The following is a 9,193-nucleotide window of genomic DNA, read 5'->3' on the forward strand; positions in this document are numbered from 1 at the left end:
GTCCTGCTCGAATAAAGTGGCCAGCGCGCCCTGCCTGTCTCACCCGCTTCCGCCTGCTTCCGGAACTGCCGCCCGGCCGCATCGGGCGCGGCGGACGGCAGTTCCGGCAGGTCAGTCAGTTTAGCGGGAGGCGGCGTTCGCGTGAAACAGCGACAGGCCCCGCAGCAGATCCAGCGCGCGGAGAAGCTGGAAGTCCTCGTCGCTGCCGGCCGGGGTGGCGGCCTCCGGCGCGGCTTCCTTCGCCGAATCGCCCTCGGCCTTGGCCGCTTCCTCCTCCGCCTCCGGCGCCAGCCGGTTGCGCAGGTCGGCCTCGGAGGTGCGGGGGCGCTGCTCCAGCAGCTCGATCTTCGCCTGCGGCACCTCGATGTCCGGCACGATGCCCTTCGCCTGGATCGAATGGCCCGACGGCGTGTAGTAGCGCGCCGTGGTCATCCGCAGGGCGCCCTGGCCCTGGATCGGGATGATGGTCTGCACCGATCCCTTGCCGAAGGACTTGGTGCCCAGGACGATCGCCCGGTGATGGTCCTGCAGCGCGCCGGCGACGATCTCGGAGGCGCTGGCGGACCCGCCATTGACCAGCACGACGACGGGCTTGCCGTCGGTCAGGTCGCCCTCGCGCGCGTTGTAGCGCTGCTGGTTGGCCTCGTCCCGGCCGCGGGTGGAGACGATCTCGCCCTGGTCCATGAAGGCGTCGGCGACCGCGATCGCCTGGTCCAGCAGGCCGCCCGGATTGTTGCGCAGGTCCAGGACATAGCCCTTGATCCGGTCGCCGCCGATCTCGCTCTTCAGGCTCGACAGCGCCTTCTTCAGGCCTTCCTCGGTCTGCTCGTTGAAGGTGGTGATGCGGACATAGCCGATATCGTCCTCCGCATGGGAGCGGACCGACTGCACCTTGATCACGTCGCGGGTGATCTCGAAGTCCAGCGGCCCGTCCTCGCCCTCGCGCTGGACGGAAATCTTGATCTTGGAACTGACCGGGCCGCGCATCTGCTCGACCGCCTCCGACAGGGTCATGCCCAGGACCGGGGTGCCGTCCAGGTGGGTGATCAGGTCGCCCGCCTTCAGGCCCGCGCGGGCCGCCGGCGTGTCGTCTATCGGGGTCACCACCTTGACCAGGCCGTTGTCCATCGTGACCTCGATGCCCAGCCCGCCGAACTCGCCGCGGGTCTGCACCTGCATCTCGCGGAACTTCTTCGGGTTCAGGTAGGTGGAATGCGGATCCAGGGAGGCCAGCATGCCGTTGATCGCGGCCTCCACCAGTTCGGCATCGTCGGACGGCTCGACATAGTCGTTGCGGACCCGCTCGAAGATGTCGCCGAACAGGTTCAGCTGCCGGTATGTCTCGGAGCTTGCCGCCTGGCTGCCCCCGCCTTGCGGCAGGGCCAGGGTGCCCACGGCGATCAGCAGCAGGAAGGAGAAAGCGCTTCCCAGCAGGAAATTACGCATCTAGCCACTCGCTTTTCGGTTTGCTTTGGCGATCCAGCGTTCGGGATCGATGGGTTTGCCCTCATGGCGCAATTCTAGGTACAGCGACGGACGCGCCCCCCCCGCCGTGCCGGCGTTCATCACGCCGACAGGCTCCCCCGACAGAACATGGTCGCCAACCTCACGGTCGATCCGGCCAAACCCTGCCAAAAGGGTATGGTAGTTTTCGCCGTGGGCCAGGATCAATATCCGACCATATCCCTTGAACGGCCCGGCGAACATCACACGTGCGTCAGCCGGCGCGGTGACCTGGGCATTGTCGCGCACCGACACGGTCAGGCCGGGCCGCCGCTCGCTGCTGCCCTGGATCGGCCCCTGGTAGCGGCCGATCACCCGGCCGGCGACCGGCATCGTCATGCTGCCCGGCTTCAGCCCGTCCAGGCGCGGCGGGGTCAGCGCCGCCGGGCGCACGCCGGCGGGCCGGCCCTGCGCCGCCTGCGCCGCCGCGCGGGCGGCGAACTGGCGTTCGCGGGCGAGGCGCTCCGCCTCCTCCAGGTCGCCCAGAAGATTGCGGACATTGGCCGCATCCTGGGTCAGGCTGGCGACCTGGCGCGACAGGGCCGCCGCCTCGTCGCGGGTGTCGGCGCGCGCGGCGTCCAGCTCGCGCTCCATCGACGACAGCCGCGCGCGCTCGTCCGCCATCGACCGGACCACCTGGTTCAGCTCCATGCGGCGGGCATGCAGGTCGGCCTCGATCTTCGCCAGCTCGTCCAGGTCGTCGCGCAGGCCGGCGGCGCGGGCATTGATCAGCGGCCCGACATCGCCCAGCAGGACCGCCGCGCGCCAGGTGTCATAGGCCTCCCCCGGCGCGAACAGCATCGCCTCCGGCGGGCGGCGGCTCAGGCGGGTCAGGCCGTTGACCAGCCGGGTCAGCTCCGCCCGTTGCCGGTCCAGCTCCTGCAGCTTGTGGAAGCGCGCCTCGCGGATCGCCGCCAGGGTCAGTTCCAGCGCGCTGGCCTCCTCCTCCTGGCTCTGCAGGGCGGCGGCGGTGGCGATCGACTTGCGGCGCAGCTCTTCCAGCCGGTTGCGCAGCGCCTTTTCCCGCTCGGTGAGGTCCTGGTGCTTCTCCTGGCGGCTTTCCAGGCTCTGCTGCATCTCCTGCAGCCGTTTCTGCGCCGCCTCCCGCTCCGCCGAGAGTTCGGCCGGCTGCGGCGGGTCCGCCTGCTGCGCAGGCACGGCCGCCGGGACCAGGGCGAGCGCCAGCGCAACCGCCAGGGCGACCGCCAGCGCCGGGGCGGGCAGCGGGCCGCGCCGGGCGCGGCGGGGATCTGTGCGCTCAGGCGATGGCACGGTCCGCCCGGCCGGCCTTGCCGGCCGCGCCGGCTTCCGCCGGCTGCAGCAGGGAATGGCCGGTCATCTCCGCCGGCTGCGCCAGGCCCAGCAGGTCCAGGATGGTCGGCGCGATATCCGCCAGGCCGCCATCGGCCAGGCGGCGGCCCTGCGCCGCCGGCCCGACCAGCAGCCCGGGCACCGGGTTGGTGGTGTGCTGGGTATGGGCGGCGCCGCTGTCGGGGTCGCGCATCTCCTCCAGATTGCCATGGTCGGCGGTGACCAGCATCACGCCGCCGGCGCGCTCGACCGCATCCGCCACCCGGCCCAGTGCCGCGTCCACCGCCTCCGCCGCCTTGATCGCGGCGGGCAGCTTGCCGGTATGGCCGACCATGTCGGGATTGGCGAAATTCACCACCACCAGGGCGAAGCGGCCGCCGTCGAGCGCCGCCACCACCTCGTCGGTGACCTGGGCGGCCGACATCTCCGGCTGCAGGTCGTAGGTGGCGACCTTGGGCGAGGGGACCAGTGCCCGCTCCTCGCCGTCGAAGACCTGCTCCTCGCCGCCGTTCAGGAAGAAGGTGACATGGGCATATTTCTCGGTCTCCGCGATGCGGATCTGCTGCAAGCCGGCCGCGGCCAGGCAGGCGCCCAGGGTGTTGGGGAAGGTCATGGCAGGGAACAGCACCGCCATCCGCTCGTCCAGCGCCGCGGAATAGGAGGCCATGCCGGCAACGGCGGAAAAGGCCGGCATCCGGCGGGCGAAGCCGTCGAACTGCGGGTCGGTCAGCGCGGTCATGATCTGGCGCGCCCGGTCGGCGCGGAAATTCGCCATCACCAGGGCATCGCCGTCGGCCATGCCGGCATAATCGCCGATCACGGCGGGCTGCACGAACTCGTCCGTCTCCTCGGCGTCATAGGCGGCCTGCAGCGCCGCCGCCGCGCTATCCGCCCGGCGCACCCCTTCGCCGTCGACCAGGGCGGCATAGGCGAGCGCCGTGCGCTCCCAGCGCTTGTCGCGGTCCATGCCGTAGTAGCGGCCGCAGATCGTGGCGATGCGGGCATCGGCGCCCGTCTCCCGGATCTCCTGCAGACCGGCCTCCACCTGCGGCAGGAAGTCCCGCGCGCTCTGCGGCGGGGTGTCGCGGCCGTCCAGCAGGGCATGAAGACGCACCGCCAGGCCGGCCTTTGCCGCGACACCGGCCAGGGCCAGGATGTGGCGCTGGTGGCTGTGGACGCCGCCCGGCGACATCAGGCCCAGGATATGCACCGTGCCGCTGCCGGCCTTCGCCGCGTCCAGCACCTCCTGCAAGGCGGGGATCCTTGCGAAGCTGCCGTCGGCGATCGCGGCGTCGATCCGCGGCAGGTCCTGGACCGGGATCCGGCCGGAGCCGATGGTCATGTGGCCGACCTCGGAATTGCCCATCTGCCCGTCGGGCAGGCCCACCGCGGCGCCGGACGTAGCGATCCGCGCCGGCGCCTGCGCCGCGGTGAAGCGGGACCAGTTCGGCAGCTTCGCCTGCGCCAGGGCATTGTCCTCCGGCGCGTCGCGCAGGCCCCAGCCGTCCAGGATGCAGAGGACGACGGGGGCGGGGGACTTGGCGGCGGTCATGGAAGGCTCCTGTCGTGTCTTGCTGCCCCGCCGTTCCGGTATTCCGCGGCAGGGCCTGCCGGACGAACCGGCGGCGCCGGCGGTCGGTTCCGCAGCGCACCGGATCCGGCTCATGCGCGATGATATGGATGGTTTTCCAGGATCGTATAGGCGCGATAGAGCTGCTCCGCCAGCATCGCCCGGACCAGCATGTGCGGCCAGGTCTGCCGGCCGAAGGCCAGGCGCAGGTCGGCGCGGGCCGCCAGGCCCGGCTCCAGCCCGTCCGGCCCGCCGATCAGCACGGCGACCGCCGCACCGCCGTCCTGGCGCTGCCGGTCCAGCCAGGCGGCGATCGCGGCGCTGCCCAGATCCTCGCCGCGTTCGTCCAGCACGATGCGGCGGTGCCCTGCCGGCACCGCCCGTTGCAGGGCGGCGGCCTCCTCCGCCTTGCGCTGATCGGCGGTGGCGGCGCGCGATTGCGGCAGTTCCGTCAGGCTGACCTGCCAGGGCAGGCGCTTCAGGTACTCGGCCAGCAAACGGGCCTCCGGCCCGTCGCGGCTCTTGCCGCGGGCGCGGCCGATGGCGGCGATCAGCAGCCGCATGACAACCCTGCCGCCGGCTGCACGGCAGAAGGCCGCCGCGGGCCGGCCGCGCCGCCGGCGCGGCGCCGCGTCAGAGCGCCGCGGCCTGTTCCGGCCAGGTCACCGACCAGAGCTTCTCCAGGTTGTAGAAGCTGCGCACCTCGGGCTGGAAGACATGCACCAGCACGTCGCCCAGGTCGATGGCGACCCATTCCGCGGTACGCATCCCCTCGACTCCGAGGACCGGCTGGTCGGCCGCCTTCACGCGCTCGACCAGATGCTCCGCGATCGCGGCCACCTGTCGGCTGGAGCGCCCGCTGGCGATGACCATGTAGTCGGCCAGCGTGGTCTTCCCCGCCAGGTCGATGACGGAGATGTTCTCCGCCTTGTCGTCCTCCAGCGAGTCGCGAACGCGGTTCAGCAGGGCCTCGGCCGCTGCTGCCGCATCGATGCCGCTCCCGGCATTCTGCGCAATTGGCTGCATGAGTGAGATGAAGTCCCTCTCCCTTATGGCGTCTGGCCGGCCTGCTCTCCCGGAACCGGCCGCCGGCTCGGCCCGATGGTTCCGGAACGGGTGGCCGCCGCCCGGGCACCTGGAAAAGGGGCGCCGGCAGCGATGATCGGTACGAATGTCTGGACGGTCGGGGCGCCACGCGCGGCGCCTGCTTCTGGATTGCGGGCGGCGCCCGTCACGCGGCTCCCGCCTTCCGGCTGGTGGCCGGCCGGCGCGCCGTCACGCGGCCTCTCCTGCAACGGCAGGCTGCGCCGGCGGTTCCACGGCAGTCCCGGTCCCGATGCTGCGGGCACGAATGGCGGTGGCGGAGGCCGGGTGGGTGCGCACATGCAGGAAGCACCAGGCCGGTGCGTGCCGGCCCGGTAGCGAAGAAGCGGCCTCTGCCGGTTGGCGGCTGGCGGCGAAACGCATGGCTCCCGGGGCGCTGAGACTGCGATGAGCGTAAGTCGGCCTGTCGATCACCGCAATCGGGGTTTTCATGAAGATTTCGTGCCACCGCTTCCAGCGGTGGATCTGTGCCAGGTTGTCCGCCCCCATCAGCCAGACGAAATCCTGCCCCGGATAACGCCCGTGCAGGCGGCCCAGGGTGTCGGCGGTAAAGGTCGTGCCCAAGCGGCTTTCCAGATCCGTCACCCTGATGAAATGGGGCAGGCCCAGCGCCCGTGCAAGGCGGATCCGCTCCGCCAGCGGCTTCATCCCCGCCCGGGCCTTCAGCGGGTTCTGCGGGCTGACCAGCCACCAGACCTGGTCCAGCCGCAGCCGCGCCCGCGCCACCGCCGAGATGTAGACATGGCCGTCATGGGCGGGGTTGAACGACCCGCCCAGCAGGCCGATGCGCAGGCCCGGTGCCATGCCGCTGCGGCTGAGCGGCACCGGCGGCGGCGCGCCCCGTCCGCTCAAGACGCCTCCGACCGCTTCACGCCATCAGGGCCGGGTCTGGCCATCGCCTTCGACCTGGTACTTGAAGGTGGTCAGCTGCTCCACCCCCACCGGGCCGCGGGCATGCAGCCGCCCGGTGGCGATGCCGATCTCCGCCCCCATGCCGAACTGCCCGCCATCGGCGAACTGGGTGGAGGCGTTGTGCATCACGATCGCGCTGTCCACCGCGTTCAGGAACTTTGCCGCCGCCGCCGCATCGCCGGTGACGATGGCGTCGGTATGGTGGGAGCCATAGCGCGCGATATGCGCGATCGCGGCGTCCAGGTCGGGCACCACCTTGGCAGAGATGATCGCGTCCAGATATTCCGTCGACCAGTCCTCCTCGCTCGCCGGGGTGACCCGCGGATCGGCCTTCTGCACGGCGTCGTCGCCGCGCACCGCGCAGCCGGCGTCCAGCAGGGCGGCGACCAGCGGGCCGGCCATGCGGTCGGCAACCTTGGCGTCGATCAGCAGGCTTTCCGTCGCGCCGCAGATGCCGGTGCGACGCAGCTTCGCGTTCAGCAGGATCTGCTTCGCCATCTCCAGGTCGGCGGCCTCATGGACATAGACGTGGCAATTGCCGTCCAGATGGGCCAGCACCGGGATCCGGCTCTCCGCCTGCACCCGGGCGATCAGGCCCTTGCCGCCGCGCGGCACGATCAGGTCCACCCACTTGTCCAGCCGCAGCAGCGCGCCGACGGCGGCGCGATCGGCGGTCGGCACCCGCTGGACCGATTCCGCCGGCAGGCCGGCCTCGCGCAGGCCCGCCTGCAGGCAGTCCAGGATCGCGGCGGAGGAATGCAGGCTGTCGGAGCCGCCGCGCAGGATGCAGGCATTGCCCGACTTCAGGCACAGCCCGCCGGCATCGGCGGTCACGTTGGGGCGGCTCTCGTAGATGATGCCGATCACCCCCAGCGGCACGGCCACCCGGCGGATATGCAGGCCGTTGGGCCGGTCCCATTCCGCCAGCACCCGGCCGACCGGGTCGGGCAGCTCGGCGATCTGTTCCAGGCCGGCGGCCATCGCCTCGATCCGCTCCGGCGTCAGGGTCAGGCGGTCGACCAGGGCGGCGGCGGTGCCGCTCTCCTTCGCCGCGGCCACATCCTTCGCGTTCTCCGCCAGGATCGCGTCGGTGTTGCTGCGCAGCGCGGCGGCGGCGGCGCGCAGGGCGCGGTCCTTCCGGTCCGCCGGGGCGGCGGCCAGGACCGGCTGCGCGGCGGCGGCGCGGCGGCCGATCTCGTCCATCAGGCCTTCGACATCGCCGCCCGGAACGTCCTTCGCCGCATCGAGGGGCACAACCTTGCTCGCCTGGCTCATCGTTCGTCCTCCTGATCTTCCGTTCGTGCCGGACGCCGGCCCGAAGCGGCGGCGTCCGGCCGCATCACCCGGCCTCGGCCTCGGCCTCTTCCCGCTGGATCTCGCGCGCCTGGTCGGCGGTGCGCAGTTCGGGCGGCAGGCGCAGCCAGGGGCCGGTCGAATGCACCACCAGGTCGTCCCGGTGGATGATCTCGTCGCGCCCACGGTAGCCCAGCAGGCGCGTGATTTCACGGCTGCGATGGCCGGCGATGGTGCGGGCGTCGTCCGACGAATAGGCGCAGAGGCCGCGCCCCAGCTCCCAGCCCTCGGCATCGGCAACGATCACCGGGTCGCCGCGGTCGAACTCCCCGGTCACCGCGGTCACGCCGGCGGGCAGCAGGGAGCGGCCGCGGTCCAGCGCCCGTTTCGCGCCCTTGTCGACGATCAGCGCGCCCAGCGGCTGCAGGCTGGCGGCGATCCAGCTCTTGCGGGCGTTGAAGGCGGAATCCACCGCCGCGAACCAGGTGCAGGGGGCGCCGGCCAGCAGCCGGCGGATCGGGTGCGGCTCGATCCCGCGGGCGATCGCCATGGCACAGCCGGCATGGCTGGCGATGCGCGCCGCCAGCAGCTTGGTGCGCATGCCGCCGGAGCCGTATTCCGTCTTCTTCAGGCCGGCCATCGCCTCGATCTCCGGCGTGACCTCCTCCACCCAGGGCACCAGCTTCGCCGACTTCTTGCGCCGCGGGTCGGCGTCGTACAGCCCGTCCACGTCGGACAGCAGCACCAGGCAGTCGGCCATCATCATCTGCGCCACCCGGGCGGCCAGCCGGTCATTGTCGCCGAAGCGGATCTCGCTGGTGGCGACGGTGTCGTTCTCGTTCACCACCGGGATCGCGCCCAGCCGCCACAGCATCTCGATCGTCGCCCGCGCGTTCAGGAAGCGGCGCCGGTCCTCGGTATCGCCCAGGGTCAGCAGGATCTGCGCCACGTTGATCTGGTGCCGCGCCAGCGCCGACTGCCAGCGATGCGCCAGGCGGATCTGCCCGATCGAGGCGGCGGCCTGGCTCTCCTCCAGCCGCAGCCGGCCGGGCCTGAAGCCCAGCGCCTCGCGCCCCAGCCCGATCGCGCCCGACGACACCACCAGCACCCGCTTCCCCGCCCGGTGCAGGTCGGCCAGGTCGTCGGCCAGCGCGTCCAGCCAGTCCGCCCGCACATCGCCCTTGCCCGGATCGACCAGCAGGGAGGAGCCGACCTTCACCACCACCAGATCGCCTTCCGCGAGGGGGCTCGCCTCCGGCGGGGGCGGCGGCGGCATGGCGGGCAGCGGCGCCCGCGCGCGATGCCGGACCTGGCCGGATTCGTCGGCGGTATCGGCATCGCCGATATCGGGCTTTTCGGCGTCGGGGACCTCGGCCTCCTGGGCGTCGGACATGGTTACACTCGCGTTGCGGTTCGCATGCCGCGGCCCGCCTAGACCGGGGTCCAGGCGGTGTCGCGGCCGGCGGCCCGGTCGGCCGCCGCCTGTTCCGCCGCGGCCTC

The 9,193-nt window shown here is 71.9% G+C and carries 8 protein-coding genes; all 8 read right to left on the reverse strand.

Annotation, left to right across the window (positions count from 1 at the left end):
* Window positions 1–120: 120 nt before the first annotated feature.
* The 8 genes from ACFOGJ_RS13750 to proB all read right to left on the reverse strand — a co-directional run bounded on the left by ACFOGJ_RS13750 (window position 121) and on the right by proB (window position 8,969).
* A complete protein-coding gene (locus ACFOGJ_RS13750) occupies window positions 121–1,446 on the reverse strand; it encodes a S41 family peptidase (protein WP_379901296.1) in 1,326 nt (441 codons plus the stop codon).
* On the reverse strand, window positions 1,447–2,775 hold the full coding sequence (locus tag ACFOGJ_RS13755; protein ID WP_379901298.1) for a murein hydrolase activator EnvC family protein: 1,329 nt from the start codon (window positions 2,773–2,775) through the stop codon (window positions 1,447–1,449).
* Window positions 2,762–4,366, reverse strand: coding sequence for a 2,3-bisphosphoglycerate-independent phosphoglycerate mutase (gpmI, locus tag ACFOGJ_RS13760; protein WP_379901300.1), 1,605 nt, complete (start codon window positions 4,364–4,366; stop codon window positions 2,762–2,764). The genes ACFOGJ_RS13755 and gpmI overlap by 14 nt, the downstream gene beginning before the upstream one ends.
* A gap of 110 nt (window positions 4,367–4,476) precedes the next feature.
* Window positions 4,477–4,947 (reverse strand): 23S rRNA (pseudouridine(1915)-N(3))-methyltransferase RlmH, encoded by a 471-nt coding sequence (gene rlmH / locus ACFOGJ_RS13765; protein ID WP_379901302.1) that lies wholly within the window; start codon window positions 4,945–4,947, stop codon window positions 4,477–4,479.
* A 70-nt stretch (window positions 4,948–5,017) separates the two neighbouring features.
* Window positions 5,018–5,410, reverse strand: a complete 393-nt coding sequence (gene rsfS / locus ACFOGJ_RS13770) for a ribosome silencing factor (protein WP_379901304.1) — start codon at window positions 5,408–5,410, stop codon at window positions 5,018–5,020.
* A gap of 249 nt (window positions 5,411–5,659) precedes the next feature.
* Window positions 5,660–6,340 carry a nicotinate-nucleotide adenylyltransferase gene (locus ACFOGJ_RS13775; RefSeq protein WP_379901306.1) on the reverse strand — a complete coding sequence of 227 codons (681 nt, stop codon included), beginning with the start codon at window positions 6,338–6,340 and terminating at the stop codon, window positions 5,660–5,662.
* A gap of 24 nt (window positions 6,341–6,364) precedes the next feature.
* Entirely contained in the window at window positions 6,365–7,675 is a 1,311-nt protein-coding gene (locus tag ACFOGJ_RS13780) for a glutamate-5-semialdehyde dehydrogenase (RefSeq protein WP_379901308.1), read from the reverse strand.
* A gap of 64 nt (window positions 7,676–7,739) precedes the next feature.
* Entirely contained in the window at window positions 7,740–8,969 is a 1,230-nt protein-coding gene (gene proB / locus ACFOGJ_RS13785) for a glutamate 5-kinase (RefSeq protein ID WP_379902537.1), read from the reverse strand.
* Window positions 8,970–9,193 lie beyond the last annotated feature (224 nt).

It is taken from the genome of Marinibaculum pumilum, from assembly GCF_042646425.1.
In the GTDB taxonomy this organism is placed as follows: Bacteria; Pseudomonadota; Alphaproteobacteria; order Ferrovibrionales; family Ferrovibrionaceae; genus Marinibaculum; species Marinibaculum pumilum.